Origin of the sequence: Cupriavidus pinatubonensis (assembly GCF_019602855.1) — a bacterium.
Classification (GTDB): domain Bacteria; phylum Pseudomonadota; class Gammaproteobacteria; order Burkholderiales; family Burkholderiaceae; genus Cupriavidus; species Cupriavidus pinatubonensis.
Genome location: NZ_CP080767.1, coordinates 3,512,576 through 3,531,277, shown reverse-complemented (window position 1 = coordinate 3,531,277; position 18,702 = coordinate 3,512,576). Strand labels below are relative to the sequence as shown.

Annotated in this window: 16 protein-coding genes; 15 read left to right on the top strand and 1 reads right to left on the bottom strand. The window is 64.8% G+C overall.

Annotated elements, in window-relative coordinates; translation table 11 throughout:
• Positions 1 to 252: 252 nt before the first annotated feature.
• Both K2O51_RS29035 and K2O51_RS29030 read left to right on the top strand, forming a co-directional pair.
• Positions 253 to 5,055 (top strand): glutamate synthase-related protein, encoded by a 4,803-nt coding sequence (locus K2O51_RS29035; protein WP_011299269.1) that lies wholly within the window; start codon positions 253 to 255, stop codon positions 5,053 to 5,055.
• A gap of 121 nt (positions 5,056 to 5,176) precedes the next feature.
• Positions 5,177 to 6,640 carry a glutamate synthase subunit beta gene (locus tag K2O51_RS29030; RefSeq protein ID WP_011299268.1) on the top strand — a complete coding sequence of 488 codons (1,464 nt, stop codon included), beginning with the start codon at positions 5,177 to 5,179 and terminating at the stop codon, positions 6,638 to 6,640.
• Between the two features lie 68 nt (positions 6,641 to 6,708).
• Here the strand turns inward: K2O51_RS29030 and K2O51_RS29025 are convergent, their stop codons facing one another.
• A complete protein-coding gene (locus tag K2O51_RS29025) occupies positions 6,709 to 7,248 on the bottom strand; it encodes a GNAT family N-acetyltransferase (protein WP_011299267.1) in 540 nt (179 codons plus the stop codon).
• Between the two features lie 228 nt (positions 7,249 to 7,476).
• Between K2O51_RS29025 and K2O51_RS29020 the strand changes: the two genes are divergently transcribed.
• The 13 genes from K2O51_RS29020 (at position 7,477) to hisD (ending at position 18,699) form a co-directional block, all read left to right on the top strand.
• Positions 7,477 to 8,562: a Bug family tripartite tricarboxylate transporter substrate binding protein gene (locus tag K2O51_RS29020; protein ID WP_041679724.1), complete on the top strand. Its 1,086-nt coding sequence runs from the start codon at positions 7,477 to 7,479 to the stop codon at positions 8,560 to 8,562.
• A gap of 104 nt (positions 8,563 to 8,666) precedes the next feature.
• Positions 8,667 to 9,488 carry an ABC transporter ATP-binding protein gene (locus tag K2O51_RS29015; protein ID WP_011299265.1) on the top strand — a complete coding sequence of 274 codons (822 nt, stop codon included), beginning with the start codon at positions 8,667 to 8,669 and terminating at the stop codon, positions 9,486 to 9,488.
• Complete coding sequence (mlaE, locus tag K2O51_RS29010) at positions 9,485 to 10,261, top strand: lipid asymmetry maintenance ABC transporter permease subunit MlaE (RefSeq protein WP_011299264.1); 777 nt, start codon at positions 9,485 to 9,487, stop codon at positions 10,259 to 10,261. Before K2O51_RS29015 ends, mlaE begins: the two co-directional genes overlap by 4 nt.
• A gap of 51 nt (positions 10,262 to 10,312) precedes the next feature.
• A complete protein-coding gene (gene mlaD / locus K2O51_RS29005) occupies positions 10,313 to 10,834 on the top strand; it encodes an outer membrane lipid asymmetry maintenance protein MlaD (RefSeq protein ID WP_011299263.1) in 522 nt (173 codons plus the stop codon).
• Positions 10,831 to 11,742 carry an MlaA family lipoprotein gene (locus tag K2O51_RS29000; RefSeq protein WP_011299262.1) on the top strand — a complete coding sequence of 304 codons (912 nt, stop codon included), beginning with the start codon at positions 10,831 to 10,833 and terminating at the stop codon, positions 11,740 to 11,742. The genes mlaD and K2O51_RS29000 overlap by 4 nt, the downstream gene beginning before the upstream one ends.
• 213 nt (positions 11,743 to 11,955) lie before the next feature.
• Positions 11,956 to 12,585, top strand: coding sequence for an MlaC/ttg2D family ABC transporter substrate-binding protein (locus K2O51_RS28995; RefSeq protein ID WP_011299261.1), 630 nt, complete (start codon positions 11,956 to 11,958; stop codon positions 12,583 to 12,585).
• A gap of 140 nt (positions 12,586 to 12,725) precedes the next feature.
• Positions 12,726 to 13,010, top strand: coding sequence for an STAS domain-containing protein (locus K2O51_RS28990; protein WP_041680076.1), 285 nt, complete (start codon positions 12,726 to 12,728; stop codon positions 13,008 to 13,010).
• A 229-nt stretch (positions 13,011 to 13,239) separates the two neighbouring features.
• Positions 13,240 to 14,190 carry an ABC transporter ATP-binding protein gene (locus K2O51_RS28985; protein ID WP_011299259.1) on the top strand — a complete coding sequence of 317 codons (951 nt, stop codon included), beginning with the start codon at positions 13,240 to 13,242 and terminating at the stop codon, positions 14,188 to 14,190.
• Positions 14,187 to 15,008: an ABC transporter permease gene (locus tag K2O51_RS28980; RefSeq protein WP_011299258.1), complete on the top strand. Its 822-nt coding sequence runs from the start codon at positions 14,187 to 14,189 to the stop codon at positions 15,006 to 15,008. Before K2O51_RS28985 ends, K2O51_RS28980 begins: the two co-directional genes overlap by 4 nt.
• A gap of 32 nt (positions 15,009 to 15,040) precedes the next feature.
• Positions 15,041 to 15,289: a BolA family protein gene (locus K2O51_RS28975; RefSeq protein ID WP_011299257.1), complete on the top strand. Its 249-nt coding sequence runs from the start codon at positions 15,041 to 15,043 to the stop codon at positions 15,287 to 15,289.
• A gap of 110 nt (positions 15,290 to 15,399) precedes the next feature.
• Positions 15,400 to 16,650, top strand: a complete 1,251-nt coding sequence (gene murA, locus K2O51_RS28970; protein WP_011299256.1) for a UDP-N-acetylglucosamine 1-carboxyvinyltransferase — start codon at positions 15,400 to 15,402, stop codon at positions 16,648 to 16,650.
• An 8-nt stretch (positions 16,651 to 16,658) separates the two neighbouring features.
• A complete protein-coding gene (gene hisG / locus K2O51_RS28965) occupies positions 16,659 to 17,333 on the top strand; it encodes an ATP phosphoribosyltransferase (RefSeq protein ID WP_011299255.1) in 675 nt (224 codons plus the stop codon).
• Between the two features lie 28 nt (positions 17,334 to 17,361).
• Positions 17,362 to 18,699 (top strand): histidinol dehydrogenase, encoded by a 1,338-nt coding sequence (gene hisD, locus K2O51_RS28960; RefSeq protein WP_011299254.1) that lies wholly within the window; start codon positions 17,362 to 17,364, stop codon positions 18,697 to 18,699.
• Positions 18,700 to 18,702 lie beyond the last annotated feature (3 nt).

Here is an 18,702-nt window from a genome sequence, read left to right as displayed (position 1 = left end):
TGTGTTCTGACCCCATTTAAAAACTTTGCAGGCTTTGTGGGATTCTCATATAGTTGCTCCACCCACAGTCATTGTGCGGCGCGTCACGCTCGTGTACGCCGCTTCGGTCCCCCGTAGCTTCCCTGTCAGCAGATGATGAGCCGGTCCAAACCGGACCAGCCGGTGCGAATTTGTGCCCGGCGCGTGCAGGCAGCAGTACGGTCCCGTTCGGTTCGCCCGGCAACCCGCGCAGCCTTCACCGGAATTCAGCCCGTGGACCAATCGCAAAACCATCCGGCCCAGGAACTGGCCCAGGCGCAGACCAGCGCAACTTCCACTGACATCGCTCTGCGTCCGCAAGCGCAAGGCCTGTATGACCCGACCAACGAGCACGATGCCTGCGGCGTCGGCATGGTCGCGCACATCAAGGGCAAGAAGACGCACGAGATCATCAGCCAGGGCCTGAAGATCCTCGAGAACCTGGACCACCGGGGTGCAGTCGGCGCGGACGCGCTGATGGGCGATGGCGCCGGCATCCTGATCCAGATCCCGGACCAGTTCTATCGCGAAGAAATGGCCGCGCAGGGCGTGAGCCTGCCGCCCGCCGGCGAATACGGCGTGGGCATGATCTTCCTGCCGAAGGAACACGCTTCGCGCCTGGCCTGCGAGCAGGAGCTCGAGCGCACCGTCCGCCTGGAAGGCCAGGTCGTGCTGGGCTGGCGCGACGTGCCGGTGGACTGCAACATGCCGATGTCGCCGACGGTCCGCAAGACCGAGCCGGTGATCCGCCAGATCTTCATCGGGCGCGGCCGCGACATCATGACCACGGATGCGCTGGAACGTAAGCTCTACGTGATCCGCAAGACCGCGAGCCACGCCATCCAGGCGCTCAAGCTCAAGCACGGCAAGGAATACTTCGTGCCGTCGATGTCGGCCCGTACCGTTGTGTACAAGGGCCTTCTGCTGGCCAACCAGGTCGGCGAGTACTACCTGGACCTGCAGGACCAGCGCGCCGTGTCGGCCCTGGCCCTGGTGCACCAGCGCTTCTCGACCAACACCTTCCCGGCCTGGGAACTGGCCCACCCGTACCGCATGGTCGCCCACAACGGCGAAATCAACACGGTCAAGGGCAACGTCAACTGGATCAACGCCCGTACCGGCGCGATCTCATCGCCGGTGCTCGGCGACGACCTGCCGAAGCTGTGGCCGCTGATCTACCCGGGCCAATCCGATACGGCATCGTTCGACAACTGCCTCGAACTGCTGACGATGGCCGGCTATCCGCTCGTCCACGCGATGATGATGATGATCCCGGAAGCCTGGGAACAGCACACGCTGATGGACGACAACCGTCGTGCCTTCTACGAGTACCACGCTGCCATGATGGAGCCGTGGGACGGCCCGGCCGCGATCTGCTTCACTGACGGCCGCCAGATCGGCGCGACGCTGGACCGCAACGGCCTGCGCCCGGCCCGTTTCTACGTGACCGAGGACGACATCGTCGTGCTGGCGTCGGAAGCCGGCGTGCTGCCGTTCCCCGAATCGCGCATCGTTGAAAAGTGGCGCCTGCAGCCGGGCAAGATGTTCCTGATCGACATGGAACAGGGCCGCATCATCGACGACAAGGAACTCAAGGACAACCTGGCCAACGCCAAGCCGTACAAGAGCTGGATCGACGCCGTTCGCATCAAGCTGGACGAGATCGACGCCAAGCCGGAAGACGTTGCCGCCGAGAAGAAGCCTGTGGCCAAGCTGCTGGACCGTCAGCAATCGTTCGGCTACACGCAGGAAGACGTCAAGTTCCTGATGGCGCCGATGGCGCTGTCGGGCGAGGAAGCCACCGGCTCGATGGGCAATGACTCGCCGCTCGCCGTGCTGTCGTCGAAGAACAAGACGCTGTACCACTACTTCCGCCAGCTGTTCGCCCAGGTCACCAACCCGCCGATCGACCCGATCCGCGAGAACATGGTGATGTCGCTGGTGTCGTTCATCGGCCCGAAGCCGAACCTGCTCGAGCTGAACAACATCAACCCGCCGATGCGTCTCGAAGTGTCCCAGCCCGTGCTGGACTTCAAGGACATCGCCAAGATCCGCAACATCGAGCATTACACCGGCGGCAAGTTCCGTTCGTACGAACTGAACATCTGCTATCCGACCGCGTGGGGCAAGGAAGGCATCGAAGCACGCCTGGCCTCGCTGTGCGCCGAAGCCGTGGATGCGGTGCGTTCGGGCTACAACATCCTGATCGTGACCGACCGCCGCGTCGATGCCGACCAGGTTGCGATTCCGGCGCTGCTGGCTACATCTGCGGTTCACCACCATCTGGTGGAGAAGGGCCTGCGCACGTCCACCGGCCTGGTCGTCGAAACGGGCACCGCGCGTGAAGTGCACCACTTCGCGCTGCTGGCTGGCTACGGCGCGGAAGCCGTGCACCCGTACCTGGCGATGGAAACGCTGGCCGACATGGCCGCCGGCCTGTCGGGCGACCTGTCGCCGGAGAAGGCGGTCAAGAACTTCGTCAAGGCGATCGGCAAGGGCCTGTTCAAGGTGATGTCCAAGATGGGCATCTCCACGTACATGTCGTACACCGGCGCGCAGATCTTCGAAGCGATCGGCCTGTCGCGCGAACTGGTGCAGAAGTACTTCCACGGCACGCCGTCGAATGTCGAAGGCATCGGCATCTTCGAGGTGGCCGAGGAAGCGCTGCGCCTGCACAAGGACGCATTCGGCAACAGCCCGGTGCTGGACAACATGCTCGATAGCGGCGGCGAATACGCGTACCGTATCCGCGGCGAAGAGCATATGTGGACCCCGGACTCGATCGCCAAGCTGCAGCACTCGGTGCGTGCCGAAGACGCCAAGGGTTCGTACCAGACGTACAAGGAATACGCGAACATCATCAACGACCAGAGCAAGCGCCACATGACGCTGCGTGGTCTGTTCGAGTTCAAGGTCGATCCGGCCAAGGCGATTCCGCTGGAAGAAGTCGAGCCCGCCAAGGAAATCGTGCGTCGCTTCGCGACGGGCGCGATGTCGCTCGGCTCGATCTCGACCGAAGCCCATGCCACGCTGGCAGTGGCGATGAACCGCATCGGCGGCAAGTCGAACACCGGCGAAGGCGGCGAGGACGAGAAGCGCTACCGCAACGAACTGCGCGGTATCCCCATCAAGCAGGGCGACAGCCTGAAGAGCCTGCTGGGCGATGTGATCGAAGCCGACCTGCCGCTGAAGGAGGGCGACTCGCTGCGCTCGAAGATCAAGCAGGTGGCATCGGGCCGTTTTGGCGTAACCGCCGAGTACCTGGCCTCCGCCGACCAGATTCAGATCAAGATGGCGCAGGGCGCCAAGCCGGGCGAAGGCGGCCAACTGCCGGGCCATAAGGTCTCGGACTACATCGGCAAGCTGCGTTACTCGGTGCCGGGCGTTGGCCTGATCTCGCCGCCTCCGCACCACGACATCTACTCGATCGAGGATCTGGCACAGCTGATCCACGACCTGAAGAACGTCAACCCGTCGTCAGATATCTCGGTCAAGCTGGTGTCCGAAGTAGGCGTCGGCACGGTGGCTGCCGGTGTGTCGAAGGCCAAGGCCGACCACGTCGTGATCGCTGGCCATGACGGCGGCACAGGCGCTTCGCCGTGGTCGTCGATCAAGCACGCCGGCTCGCCGTGGGAACTGGGCCTGGCCGAGACGCAGCAGACGCTGCTGCTCAATGGCCTGCGCAACCGCATCCGCGTGCAGGCCGACGGCCAGATGAAGACCGGCCGCGACGTCGTGATCGGTGCGCTGCTCGGCGCTGACGAGTTCGGCTTCGCCACGGCACCGCTGGTTGCCGAGGGCTGCATCATGATGCGCAAGTGCCACCTGAACACCTGCCCGGTGGGCGTGGCCACGCAGGATCCGCAACTGCGCAAGAAATTCCAGGGCAAGCCGGAACACGTGGTGAACTTCTTCTTCTTCGTCGCAGAAGAAGCCCGCGAGATCATGGCCCAGCTGGGCATCCGCACTTTCGACGAACTGATCGGCCGCGCCGACCTGCTCGACACGAAGGCTGGCATCGAACACTGGAAGGCGCGTGGCCTGGACTTCAGCCGCATCTTCCACCAGGTGTCGCTGCCGGCGGACACGCCGCTGTTCCACACCGACGTGCAAGACCACGGCCTGTCGGTCGAGGCTGGCAAGGCGCTGGACCACGTGCTGATCGCCAAGGCCCGTCCGGCGATCGAGAAGGGCGAACGCGTGTCGTTCATCCAGCCGGTCAAGAACGTGAACCGTACCGTCGGCGCGATGTTGTCTGGCGTGGTGGCCAAGCAGTACGGCCACGAAGGCCTGCCGGATGACACCATCCACATCCAGCTGCAAGGCACGGCCGGCCAGTCGTTCGGCGCGTTCCTGGCGCACGGCATCACTCTGGACCTGGTCGGCGATGGCAACGACTACGTCGGCAAGGGCCTGTCGGGCGGCCGCGTGATCGTGCGTGCCCCGCATGAGTTCCGCGGTGATCCGACCCGCAACATCATCGTCGGCAACACCGTGCTGTACGGTGCCATCGCCGGTGAAGCGTTCTTCAACGGCGTGGCCGGCGAGCGCTTCGCGGTGCGTAACTCGGGCGCGGTGGCTGTGGTGGAAGGCACCGGCGACCACGGTTGCGAGTACATGACCGGCGGTACCGTGGTGGTGCTGGGCGGCACAGGCCGTAACTTCGCGGCAGGCATGTCGGGCGGCGTGGCCTACGTCTACGACGAGGACGGCCTGTTCGACAAGCGCTGCAACACGTCGATGGTCGCGCTGGAAGCCGTGCTGGCCTCGGCCGACCAGGAGAAGGGCCAGAGCCCGGCTTCGTGGCACAAGGTCAACGGCAAGCGCCAGCTCGACGAAGTCGTGCTGCGCAACCTGATCGAGCAGCACTTCCGCTACACCGGCTCCGAGCGCGCCAAGGCGCTGCTGGCTGACTGGACCACGGCACGCCGCAAGTTCGTCAAGGTCTTCCCGACCGAGTACAAGCGCGCGCTGGGCGAGATGTACGCCAAGGAACAGGCTGCCCGCGATAGCGACCGCGAAGCCATCGCCGCCTGATCCGCGGCACCACGAGACAGGGATCGCCCCAACGGTAACACCGGCGACGATCCCGACAAGATACTGACCTCACAGCAAGGCCGGCCACGCCGGTCTTGCCTAGCAAGATCAAGGACGCAACATGGGTAAGGCGACTGGCTTTCTCGAATTTCCGCGCCAGAACGAAGGCTACGAAGCGGTAGTCAAGCGCGTGAAGCACTACAAGGAATTCGTGTTTGCGCTGTCCGACAGCGAGGCGAAGATCCAGGGTGCGCGCTGCATGGACTGCGGCATCCCGTTCTGCAACAACGGCTGTCCGGTCAACAACATCATTCCCGACTTCAATGACCTGGTGTACCGCCAGGACTGGAAGTCGGCGATCGAAGTGCTGCACCAGACCAACAACTTCCCCGAGTTCACGGGCCGCATCTGCCCGGCACCGTGCGAAGCTGCCTGCACGCTCGGCATCAATGAGCTGCCGGTCGGCATCAAGTCGATCGAGCACGCGATCATCGACAAGGCCTGGGAAGAAGGCTGGGTCGCACCGCAGCCGCCGAAGCACAAGACCGGCAAGACCGTCGCCGTGGTCGGCTCGGGCCCCGCCGGCATGGCGGCCGCGCAGCAACTGGCACGCGCCGGCCATGACGTGACCGTGTTCGAAAAGAACGATCGCATCGGCGGCCTGCTGCGCTACGGCATCCCCGACTTCAAGATGGAGAAGACGCTGATCGACCGCCGCATCGAGCAGATGCAGGCCGAAGGCGTGACTTTCCGCGCAGGCGTGATGGTGACCGACGGCGCGCTGCCGGCCGGCATCAAGAACTATGCGCGTGAAACCATCTCCGCCAAGGATCTGATGGACCAGTTCGACGCTGTCGTGCTGGCCGGCGGTTCGGAAGTGCCGCGCGACCTGCCGGTGCCGGGCCGTGACCTGGATGGCATCCACTTCGCGCTGGAATTCCTGATTCCGCAGAACAAGGAAGTGGCCGGCGACGGCGAGAACGAGATCCGTGCCGAAGGCAAGAACGTGATCGTGATCGGCGGTGGCGATACGGGTTCCGACTGCGTCGGTACCTCGAACCGCCATGGCGCGACCTCGGTGAACCAGTTCGAACTGCTGCCGCAGCCGCCGGAAGAAGAGGACAAGCCGCTGGTGTGGCCGTACTGGCCGATCAAGCTGCGCACCTCGTCGTCGCATGAAGAAGGTTGCGATCGCGACTGGTCCGTCGCCACCAAGGAATTCATCGGCGAAAACGGCAAGGTCACCGCGCTGAAGGCCTGCCGCGTCGAGTGGAAGGACGGCAAGATGCAGGAAGTGCCGGGCAGCGAGTTCATTCTGCCGGCCGACCTCGTGCTGCTGGCGATGGGCTTTACCAATCCGGTGGGTTCGATGCTGGACGCATTCGGTGTTGACACCGATGCGCGCAAGAACGCGAAGGCTGCCACGGAAGGCGAGCGTGCGTACCACACCAATGTGCCGAAGGTGTTCGCCGCTGGCGACGTGCGCCGTGGCCAGTCGCTGGTGGTGTGGGCGATTCGGGAAGGCCGCCAGGCTGCGCGTTCGGTAGACGCGTTCCTGATGGGGCATACGGAACTGCCGCGCTGATCAGCTGGAAAGCTGTTTCAGGAAAGACGCCGGGTGAATCCCGGCGTTTTTTTGCCTCGATAAGACGCTCAGGCAGCGAGCACACGCTCCATCATCATCGCGCCCGGCCCATAATCGGCCAGCTTTTCCACATATGCGGAGCCCGCTTGCGCAACCACTGGCACGTACCCAACCCGGCGCCACCACGGCGCTGCCGATTGCACGGCAATCAACCGGGAGTGCCGCAGACCGCCATCGAGCGCGGACTGCAGCGCAGCTTCGTAGAGCCGCATCGCAAGCCCGCCACCGCGTCCGGCTGGCGCCACAGCCATGTCATGGACAAACCAGGTGAGCGTCGCCGTATCGGTGACATCGTGCGCGGATTGCAGCAGTACGCCATTGAGCGGCGGCAGGCTGCCTTGCGGCCAGGAATGGGTGAACAGGTACGCGGCCAGCGCCGCTCGATCATCCCAGGACGTGGCGACCCAGCACGTGGCCGGCGATAGCGCGAGCCGGCTGGCGAAGGCCTCTGTGCCTTCGAGAAGATCACTGCGATAGCACTCCGCTTGAACGCGGAGCACGCCGGGCAAGTCAGCGGCCGTCATGCGCCGCAGCAAAAATTCAGACATTCGACATTGTAGAAGACCTTGCAACTGGTTGCGCAACTGCCCCCCAGCGCCGGGATTCCCTTGGCACACAAGGGCTTCAGGGTTCTCCCGCGCTATGGTTTACGTGCCTGTGCCCCCCTTTGGGTTGTTCGTACAATTTTCAAAAAACAAAAACGGAAACTGCCTCGAATCCATTTTTCCGTCGACCCAGCTGCGGTCCTGCTAAGCGGGACACGCCGGAGAAAATTGATGTCCGAAGTGCGCACGTTGTCGCGGCTTTGGCGAGGTAAAGCGAAGTTGACGCTTCCTGCTGCCATCCGGGACGCTGTAGTGATGTGGTTTGGGGTGTTGGCCGCTTTTATTGTGGCAGGGGCACCTTTTGCTGCGCAGGCGGTATCGCCGGCCGTTGCCTCGGCGCCGCCTGCCACGGCGCGGGCCATCTCGTTTCCGGCGCGTCCTATGCGCCTGATCGTTCCGTTTCCGGCAGGCGGCGTCGCCGACGCCGTAGCCCGCTTGCTGGCCGAACGGCTGTCCGCACGCCTCGGTGTGCCCGTTGACGTGGACAACCGACCCGGCGCGGCCGGTACCACGGCCGGCGATGTCGTCGCGAAGGCCAGCTCGGACGGCCACACGCTGCTGTTCCACCAGGCCAACATGCTGATCCAGCCGGGACTGGAACCCGTGCCATACGATGTGATTCGGGACTTTACGCCGGTGGCGCGCGTGGCCACGACGCCGCTGTTCCTGGTCATCGACGGCCGGCTGCCCATGCGTACGCCGGAACAATGGGCCGTGGCGGTCAAGTCGAATCCAGGCTCCTACAGCTACGGGTATGGCCAGCCCGGAAGCCCGTCGCACCTTTATGCCGAATTTGCCGTGCGCGGTGTCCGCAACGGGGTGCCGCTGGTCACGGCCAAGGGCGAGGGCGCCGTTGTGCAGGAAATGCTCGCCGGGCGCATCAGCGCGTGCTTCTGTTCCTATGCGGCCGTGCAAAGCCATGTGCGCAACGGCTCGCTGCGCATGATCGGCGTGACCGGCATGTCGCGCTCGCCGCTGGCACCGCTGGTGCCGACGCTCCAGGAATCTGGTCTGGAGGGCTACGCCGCTGCAGCGTGGTTCGGCGTGATGGCACCGGCCAAAACGCCGCGGGCCATCATTGCACGGTTGGCGGGCGAACTCGACGAGGTGATGGCCGAGCGCGAGGTCCGCGCGCGCCTGATGGCCGCTGGCCTGACGCCGCTGCGCGATTCTCCGGAGGCCTTTGCGACCGCAATCCGCTCGGAATCGATCCAGTGGCAGGTGATCCTGCGTGATGCCGCGCAGGGCGAGCCGTAACCCATTCCGAACCCGCGCCGACGGATGTGGCGGCGGCCCCACGGGCCGCCTGCAGTTCTAGGTAGTAGCCCTTATAATGCGCGACTGCCCGGACTGCTGCCAACGTGACTGAACCTGCCCACAATCTCGTCGAACTCAACGCGGTAGATTTTGCCTACTCGCCAGACGCCACGCCGATCCTGACCGGCCTGACCATGCAATTCCCGCGTGGCAAGGTGATCGCGGTGATGGGCGGCTCGGGCTGTGGCAAGACCACCGTTCTGCGCCTGATCGGCGGCCAGGTGCGGCCGCAAGCCGGTATGGTCACGTTCGGCGGTGCCGATATCCACAAGCTCGATGTGACGGGCCTGTACGCCGTGCGGCGCCAGATGGGCATGCTGTTCCAGTTCGGCGCGCTGTTTACGGACCTGTCGGTGTTCGACAATGTGGCCTTTCCACTGCGTGAGCACACGGACCTGCCGGAGTCGATGATTCGGGACCTCGTGCTTATGAAGCTCAACGCCGTGGGGCTGCGCGGCGCGCGTAATTTGATGCCGTCGCAGATCTCCGGCGGCATGGCGCGCCGGGTGGCGCTCGCCCGCGCGATTGCGCTCGATCCGTCGCTGCTGATGTACGACGAACCGTTTGCCGGACTCGACCCGATTTCGCTGGGGCTGACCGCGCGGCTGATCCGCAGCCTCAACGATGCGCTGGGCGCCACCACCATCATCGTCTCGCACGACGTGCACGAGACGTTCCAGATCGCGGACTACGTGTATTTCATTGCCAACGGCCGCATCGCCGCGCAAGGCGAACCCGAAGCGCTGCGCGCCTCGACCGATCCGTTCGTGCGCCAGTTCGTGCATGCGGAGGCCGACGGCCCCGTGCCTTTCCACTATCCGGGCCCGTCGCTGGTCGAGGACTTTGCCGGCGGGGGTGCGCAATGACGGGCTTCTTCGCCGCCATCGGCTCGGCGGTGCGGCAAGGTGTCGCCGGCCTCGGCCATGCCGCAGGCATGTTCTTTACCGTGCTGGGCTTGTCCCCGGCACTCCTGCGCCGCTTCCGTCTGGTGACCGACCAGATCTTCTTCGTCGGCAACCTGTCACTCGTCATCATCGCGGTGTCGGGCTTGTTCGTTGGCTTCGTGCTGGGGCTGCAGGGCTACTACACGCTGAACCGCTATGGTTCCGAGCAGGCGCTCGGGCTGCTCGTAGCGCTTTCGCTGGTGCGCGAGCTGGGGCCGGTCATCACCGCATTGCTGTTTGCCGGCCGGGCGGGCACGTCCCTGACCGCGGAAATCGGACTGATGAAGGCGGGCGAGCAGTTGACCGCCATGGAAATGATGGCCGTCAATCCGCTGCAACGCGTGATTGCGCCGCGTTTCTGGGCAGGTGTGGTGGCTATGCCGGTGCTGGCCGCGATCTTCAGCGCTGTCGGCGTCCTGGGCGGTTACCTGGTCGGCGTGCAATTGATCGGCGTGGATGCGGGCGCCTTCTGGTCGCAGATGCAGGCTGGCGTGGATGTGCGTGACGACGTGGTCAACGGCGTCATCAAGAGTTTTATTTTCGGCATTGCCGTGACGTTCATTGCGCTGTACCAGGGGTTCGAAGCCAAGCCCACGCCGGAAGGCGTGTCGCGGGCCACAACCCGCACCGTGGTGATCGCGTCGCTGGCCGTGCTTGGGCTGGATTTCCTGCTGACAGCGTTGATGTTCAGTTGATGGGCAACGCACCGGGCCAAACGGCAGGACAACGGGTAGAAAGAGATCCCAATGAAAAAAAGTGCACTCGATTTCTGGGTGGGGCTGTTCGTGGTAGCAGGGTTTGTTGCCTTGCTGTTTCTTGCCCTGAAGGTCGGCAACATGAGTGCCTTCACCTTCCAGGAAACCTACGCAGTCGAAGCCCGCTTCGACAACATCGGCGGCCTGAAGCCGCGCGCGCCGGTCAAGAGCGCTGGCGTGGTGGTGGGGCGTGTGGCGGCGATCCGGTTCGATGACAAGACGTACCAGGCCACCGTGGTCATGAACCTGGAAAAGCAGTACCAGTTTCCGAAGGACTCCTCGGCCAAGATCCTGACGTCGGGCCTGCTGGGCGAGCAGTACATCGGCCTGGAGGCCGGCGGCGATACCGCCATGCTGGCGCAGGGCTCGCGCATCACCATGACGCAGTCGGCCGTGGTGCTCGAAAACCTGATCGGGCAGTTCCTGTACAACAAGGCTGCCGACGCCGGGGCCGGCGGGGCCAGCAGCGGTGGTGCGGCGAGCGCGCCGGCTGTGGGCGGAGCCGGCAAATGACCGTTCCTTCGTGCAAGCCGGCGGCCAGGCACGCTGTCCTGGCGTTGGCAGCTGGTGTCCTGATGGGGCTGGCGGGTTGCGCCACCGGCCCGACCGCCAATCCGAAGGATCCGCTCGAGCCGTTCAATCGCGAGGTCTCGCGCATCAATGAAGACTTCGACAAGGGCGTGCTGAGGCCTGTTGCCCAGCTTTATGCGGACTACATTCCGTCGCCCGTCCAGACCGCGGTGGATAACTTCTTCTCGAATGTCAGCGACGTCTATTCGGCGGTGAACAACCTGCTGCAGGGCAAGCCCAGCCGTGCGGCCGAGGACACCATGCGAGTGGCGATCAACACCGTGCTAGGTATTGGCGGCCTGATCGACATTGCCACGCCGGGCGGCCTGCCCAAGTACAAGGAAGATTTCGGCCAGACGCTTGGTGTCTGGGGCGTGCCGGCGGGGCCGTACCTGGTGCTGCCGCTGTTTGGGCCGAGCACCGTGCGCGACACCGCGGGCATGCTGGTGGACCGTCAGATTGACCCTTCGGCCTATTTCTACCCCGTTTCGCTGCGCAACTCGTTGGTCGGGGTGCGCATTGTTGCGGGCCGCGCGCAACTGCTTGGCGCGACCAACCTGCTCGAGCAGGCCGCGCTGGACAAGTATGCGTTCCTGCGCGATTCCTATCTGCAGCGGCGTGAGTATCTGATCTACGACGGCAATCCTCCGAGTCGGGACAACGATGAATCGGAGAGCGATGGTCAGCCGGCGCAGCCTTCCTCATCGCCTTCGCAGCCGTCGTCCGAACAGCCGTCGCAGCCGGCCGCGCCCGCCGAAGGCGCCACGCAGCCGGAGGGCCAGAACCTGCCTGTGCCGCCGGCTTCACCGATGCAGCGCATCGTTCCCGGCGGTGGCCTGCGCATCCGCTGAGGTGTGGGGGGAGCCTGTAAATGCGCTGTAAGCCGGCTGTGAGTGTGCTGTGAGCGCTGAAACAATTTGTTTTGAAGTGGCGGGGGATGCACGAGGGCCGGCAACCCGCCGCCACGGACTATGTTCCAATGTGCGCAACGCCTGGGGATTGCGGGCTTCGTAAAGCCGGACCTGCCCCGGGCGGCGAATGAATCTGACTGAGAAGGAAATTCCATGATCAAGCGACTGTTGCTCCCCCTCCTCGCTGTAGCTGCCTTTACCGGTGCCGCCCATGCGCAGGTTTCGGCGCAGGATGCCGCCAGCCCCGAAGCGCTGGTCAAGGCCGTGGTCAACGATGTGATGACCAGCGTCAAGAGCGACAAGGACATGCAGGCCGGGAATATCGGCAAGATCTCCGCCCTGGTCGAGCAGAAGATCCTGCCGAACGCGAACTTCCAGAAGACGACGCAGATCGCCATGGGCCGCAACTGGTCGAAGGCCACGCCCGAACAGCAGAAGGTCATCACCGACGAGTTCAAGACGCTGCTGATCCGCACCTACGCGGGCGCGATCGCGCAGATTCGCGACCAGACCGTGCAGTACAAGCCGTACCGCGGTTCGCCGGACGACACCGATGCGACTATCCGCACCCAGGTGATCAACAAGGGCGAGCCGATCCAGCTCGACTACCGTCTCGAGAAGACGGCGCAGGGCTGGAAGGTCTATGACATCAACGTGCTGGGCGCGTGGCTGACCGAGGCCTACAAGGGCAGCTTCAACACCATCGTCGGCCAGCAGGGCGTGGACGGCGTGATCAAGACGCTGCAGGACCGCAACCGCCAGCTGGCCAACGCCAAGAGCTGACGTCGCGCTGCCGCTGCTGCGCTGCATTGCAGCACGCAGCGGCAATCTGCTCTACAATCGCTGTACGCATGCAAGCTCCCGCCTTTGTGCGGGAGCTTGTGTTTTCCGAACTCGCTGGCTTCGCCAATCCGACTTTCACGATGCTTTCGCTAGGCACTTCGCTGACCAACCAGAACGCCGCCGCGGTGCTGCGTGACGGGCTGTCGCGCGTGGCCCGGGGAGAAACGCAAGTCGATTGCGCGGCGCTGGAACAAGTCGATTCGTCGGCGGTGGCCGTGCTGCTGGCCTGGCAGCGCGCCGCTGCCGCCCGCCAGGGCAAGCTGGCGCTGAGCGGCGTGCCACGGCAACTCGCCGAACTGGCCTCGCTGTACGGGGTCGACAGCCTGCTGGGCTTGGCCCCGCAGGCGGCTGCTCATCGACATTGAACCGGCATCCCTGACCGCGCGCTACACCAGCGGTCATCCGGATGCCCCGGCCGCTGCCTGAGGCGGTGGCCGCGCCCCAAGCGGGACTCTCCCCGCATCCCCTATAATTCCGGGTTGTTCGCCCATTCCCCCGCAGCACGTCAGGCCGGGTCAGGGTAGCCCCGGGCACCAGTTGGTCCCCATTTCCAGACGGCCGGTCCCCAATCGGGACAGCCCCAGACATTTGGCCATGAAAGCCATCGAACTCACCGACGTTCGCAAGCGCTACGGCAACCTGCAGGCGCTCAAGGGCGTCAGCTTCACCGTCGAGCGCGGCGAATTCTTCGGCCTGCTCGGTCCCAACGGTGCCGGCAAGACCACGCTGATCTCCATCCTGGCGGGACTGAACCGTCCGGATTCCGGCCGCGTCAGTGTGCTCGGGCACGATGTCGTGTCCGACTACCGCATGGCGCGGCGTATGCTCGGTGTGGTGCCGCAGGAACTTGTGTTCGATCCCTTCTTCACCGTGCGCGAGACGCTGCGGCTGCAGTCCGGCTACTTTGGCCTGACGCGCAATGACGACTGGATCGACGAGATCATGGCCAACCTCGATCTCACCAACAAGGCCGATGCCAACATGCGCCAGCTCTCCGGCGGCATGAAGCGGCGCGTGCTGGTGGCGCAGGCGCTGGTGCACCGTCCGCCCGTGATCGTGCTGGACGAGCCCACCGCCGGCGTGGACGTGGAGCTGCGCCAGACGCTGTGGAAGTTCATTTCGCGGCTGAACCGGGAAGGGCACACCATCATCCTGACCACGCACTACCTCGAAGAGGCCGAAGCGCTGTGCGACCGCATCGCCATGCTGAAGTTTGGCGAGGTCGTGGCGCTGGACCGCACCAGCAACCTGCTGACGCAGTTCGCCGGCCTGCAACTCGTGCTGACGTTCTCGCGCGGCGCGCTGCCGACGGCGCTCGAGCCGCTGCGCATGCCGGCCAACCCCGGCGAGCGCGCAGTGCGCCTGCGCCTGTCGGGCTACCCCGCTGTGGAGCCGATCCTGGCCGCCTGCCGCGAGGCCGGCTGTGAAATCGAAGACATGGAAATCAACAAGGCGGATCTCGAGGACGTGTTCGTTCAGATCATGCGGCGCGAGGGGCACATGCCAGGCGCGCTGCCTGACCAGGCCATGGAGGCCGCGGCATGAAACAGCCTGGCGATATCGAAGTGCTCGATGGCACGCGGCTCGCGTCGATGGCCGTCGGCGGGCTGGTTGGCTTCCGCACGCTGCTTTACAAGGAAGTACTGCGCTTCTGGAAGGTCAGCTTCCAGACAGTGGCCGCACCGGTGCTGACCGCTGTGCTGTACCTGCTGATCTTCGGCCACGTGCTGGAAGACCGCGTCAAGGTCTACGACCAGATCAGCTACACCGCGTTCCTGGTGCCGGGCCTGGTGATGATGAGCGTGCTGCAGAACGCGTTCGCGAACAGTTCTTCGTCGCTGATCCAGTCCAAGATCACCGGTAACCTGGTGTTCGTGCTGCTGCCGCCGCTGTCGCACTGGGAGATGTTCGGCGCCTATGTGGTCGCATCGGTGATCCGCGGGCTGACCGTCGGACTCGGCGTGCTGATCGTGACCGCGTGGTTCGCCCACCTGCATTTCGCCAGTGTGGGCTGGATTCTCGTGTTTGGGCTGCTGGGTGCCGGCATCCTCGGCACGCTCGGGCTGATCGCCGGCATCTGGGCCGAAAAATTTGATCAGCTTGCCGCGTTCCAGAATTTCCTGATCATGCCCGCGACCTTCCTGTCGGGCGTGTTCTATTCCATCCATTCGCTGCCGGCCTTCTGGCAGGCGGTGTCCCATGCCAACCCGTTCTTCTACATGATCGACGGCTTCCGCTATGGCTTCTTCGGCGTCTCGGACGTGTCGCCGATGTTCAGCCTGGCGGTGGTCGGCGCGGCCTTCGTGCTGCTCGCGGCGCTGGCGCTGCGCCTGTTGAAGTCGGGTTACAAGCTGCGCCACTGAAGCGCGGCCCTCCACACAGAAGAGAAGAAAACATGCTGCCTACTCCGGAACAAGTCAGGGAATACATTGCCCAAGGTTTGCCCTGCGAACACCTGGAAGTCGAAGGTGACGGCCAGCACTTCTTTGCCACCATCGTGAGCGCCGAATTCGACGGCAAGCGGTTGATCCAGCGCCACCAGCGCGTGTACGCCGCGCTTGGCGACCGCATGCGCGCCGAGATCCATGCGCTGTCGATGAAGACGCTGACGCCGGCCGAATGGCAGGCGGGTGCCGGCAAGTAACAGGTTAAGGGACGGCAGCTTCACCGAATCGAGCCGCGCGCCTGGCGCGCGTGGTTCCCGCGAAATCGATGCCGGACGTGATGACCCCGTCCGGCCGCAACTGACAGAACATGGACAAATTCCAGATCCAGGGCAATGGCCCGCTCAAAGGCGAGATCCGTGTTTCCGGCGCCAAAAACGCCGCGCTGCCGATCCTGTGCGCCGGCCTGCTGACGGCCGATACCGTCACCATCGACAACGTGCCCAACCTGCAGGACACGCGCACCATGCTCAAGCTGCTGCGGCAGATGGGCATGCACGCCGAGATGACCGGCAGCACCGCCACGCTCAAGGGCACCGATATCAATTCGCCCGAGGCGCCGTACGAGCTGGTGAAGACCATGCGCGCGTCGATCCTGGTGCTCGGCCCGCTGGTCGCGCGCTTTGGCGAGGCGCGTGTGTCGTTGCCGGGCGGCTGCGGCATTGGCGCGCGCCCGGTGGACCAGCACATCAAGGGCCTGCAGGCCATGGGTGCCGAAATCAGTATCGAACACGGCTTCATCCACGCCCGTGCGTCGCGCCTGAAGGGCGCGCGCGTGGTGACGGACATGATTACCGTGACCGGCACCGAAAACCTGCTGATGGCCGCGACGCTTGCCGATGGCGAGACCGTGCTCGAAAACGCCGCGCGCGAACCCGAAGTGACCGACCTTGCGAACCTGCTCGTCAAGATGGGCGCGAAGATCGACGGCATCGGTACTGACCGCCTGATCGTGCAGGGCGTCGACAAGCTGCATGGCGCGACGCATTCGGTCGTCGCTGACCGCATCGAGGCCGGCACTTTCCTGTGCGCGGCCGCTGCCTCGCTGGGCGACCTGGTCCTGCGCGATATTCCGCCGCTGATCCTCGACGCGGTGCTGATCAAGCTGCGCGAGGCCGGTGCCAATATCGAAACCGGTGATGACTGGATCCGCCTGTCCATGTCGCAACGCGCGCAGGCCGTGAGCTTCCGCACCTCGGAATACCCGGCGTTCCCGACCGACATGCAGGCCCAGTTCATGGCGCTCAATGCCGTGGCCGAAGGCACCGCCCGCATTACCGAGACGATCTTCGAAAACCGCTTCATGCACGTGCAGGAACTGAACCGCCTGGGCGCCAACATCACCGCCGAAGGCAACACGGCCGTGGTGACCGGCGTGCCGCGCCTGTCCGGCGCCAGCGTGATGGCGACCGACCTGCGCGCATCGGCGAGCCTGGTCATCGCTGGCCTGGTCGCAGATGGCGATACCGTGATCGATCGCATCTACCATCTGGACCGCGGTTACGACCGCATGGAAGACAAGTTGTCGGCAGTCGGCGCCAAGATCCGCCGCATCGCCTGAGGAACCCGATGAGCCCCGCATTCAACGCTTCGCCCAACCAGCTCACGCTGGCGCTTTCCAAGGGCCGCATCTTCAAGGAAACGCTGCCGCTGCTCGAAGCCGCCGGCATCCGTGTCATGGAAGATCCGGAGACGTCGCGCAAGCTGATCCTGCCGACGTCCGATCCGGCTGTGCGCGTGATCATCGTGCGCGCATCGGACGTGCCGACCTACGTGCAATACGGCGCGGCCGATTTCGGCGTGGCCGGCAAGGACGTGCTGATGGAGCACGGCATGACCGGCTTGTACGCGCCGATCGACCTGAACATTGCACGCTGCCGCATGTCGGTAGCGGTGCCGGCCGGGTTTGACTATGCCAACGCCGTGCGCCAGGGCGCGCGCCTGTCGGTGGCGACCAAGTATGTGCAGACCGCGCGCGAGCACTTCGCCAAGAAGGGCGTGCACGTCGACCTGATCAAGCTGTACGGCTCGATGGAGCTGGGCCCGCTGGTGGGCCTGTCGGATGCCATCGTCGACCTGGTCAGCACGGGCGGCACGCTGCGCGCGAACAACCTGGTGGAAGTCGAAGAGATCGTGCAGATTTCGTCGCGGCTGGTGGTGAACCAGGCTGCGCTGAAGCTCAAGCGCGAACGGCTGACGCCGATTCTCGACGCGTTCGAGAAGGCATCGGCGGCGCTGGCCTGAGGCCTGCGTCCCAGATAGGAATGGAGTCATGAACGCAACCGAAATGGAAAACGTGTCGATCCGCCGGCTCGATTCAAGCGATCCGCGCTTCGCGCAAGCGCTGCGCGAGGTGCTGGCCTTCGAGGCCGGCGAGGACGAGGCCATCGACCGCGCCGTGGCGCAGATCCTGGCCGACGTGAAGGATCGCGGCGACGCCGCGGTACTCGAATACACGCAGCGGTTTGACCGGGTCGAGGCGGCGTCGATGGGCGCGCTGGAAATCTCGCAAAGCGAACTCGAAGCTGCGCTCGAAGACCTGGAGCCGAAGCGCCGCGCCGCGCTGGAAGCCGCCGCCGCGCGCGTGCGTGCCTACCACGAGAAGCAGAAGATCGAATGCGGCAGTCATAGCTGGGAATACACCGAGGCCGATGGCACCATGCTGGGCCAGAAGGTGACGCCGCTGGACCGCGTCGGCATCTACGTGCCGGGCGGCAAGGCCGCGTACCCGTCGTCGGTGCTGATGAATGCGATTCCCGCGCGCGTCGCGGGCGTCAAGGAAATCATCATGGTCGTGCCCACGCCGGGCGGCGTGCGCAATGAACTGGTGCTGGCGGCTGCGCAGATCGCTGGTGTGGATCGCGTGTTTACGATCGGCGGTGCGCAGGCGGTTGGCGCGCTGGCGTATGGCACGGCGACGCTGCCGCAGGTCGACAAGATCGTCGGCCCCGGCAACGCCTATGTGGCCGCAGCCAAGCGCCGCGTGTTCGGCACCGTGGGCATCGACATGATCGCCGGCCCGTCGGAGATCCTGGTGATCTGCGACGGTACGACTGATCCGGACTGGGTGGCGATGGACCTGTTCTCGCAGGCCGAGCACGATGAACTCGCGCAGTCGATCCTGCTGTGCCCGGACGCCGACTACATCGCGCAGGTCGAGGCAAGTATCCAGCGCCAGCTCGACAGCATGCCACGCCGCGAGGTGATCGCCGCATCGATTTCAGGCCGTGGCGCGCTGATCAAGGTGCGCGACATGGAAGAAGCTTGCGAGATCGCCAACGCGATCGCGCCCGAGCACCTCGAGATCTCGGCCGAGAACCCGCGCCAGTGGAGCGAGAAGATCCGCCACGCCGGCGCCATTTTCCTGGGTCGCTATACCAGCGAGTCGCTCGGCGACTACTGCGCCGGGCCGAACCACGTGCTGCCGACTTCGCGCACCGCTCGCTTCTCGTCGCCGCTGGGCGTGTACGACTTCCAGAAGCGTTCAAGCCTGATCGAGGTCAGCGAGGGCGGGGCGCAGATGCTGGGCCAGATCGCGGCCGAACTTGCATATGGCGAAGGCCTGCAGGCCCACGCGCGCAGCGCCGAGTACCGTTTCAAGCGTAGTTGAACC